This is a genomic window from Mycobacterium sp. UM_Kg27 (assembly GCF_000972905.1).
In the GTDB taxonomy this organism is placed as follows: Bacteria; Actinomycetota; Actinomycetes; order Mycobacteriales; family Mycobacteriaceae; genus Mycobacterium.
Genome location: NZ_JRMM01000374.1, coordinates 1 through 251, shown reverse-complemented (window position 1 = coordinate 251; position 251 = coordinate 1). Strand labels below are relative to the sequence as shown.

Genomic DNA, 251 nt, shown 5'->3' with positions numbered 1-251 from the left:
CCGGGTTATCGGTTGCTCAATGAGCCGCAGTTCGATGAGCCGTCGCTGAATTCGGGTGGGCGTGCGGTGGTGACCACGTTCGTGGAGGTTGAGGGTGCCGGGGATTACCTGCCGCCGTATGCGGGGAACCTGGACATCATGACGGCGGCGGCGACCAAGGTGGGCGAGGAGATCGCCCGCGAGATGGCCGGCGTCACGGCTGGAGGAGTGTAATCGTTATGTCTGATCACATTTTTGATGTGCGGATCACC

General features: G+C 61.8%; 1 pseudogene. It reads left to right on the top strand.

The features are described 5' to 3' along the window. Positions 1-213, top strand: a pseudogene (locus LI94_RS21700) (acetaldehyde dehydrogenase (acetylating)); the annotation flags it as partial. Positions 214-251 lie beyond the last annotated feature (38 nt).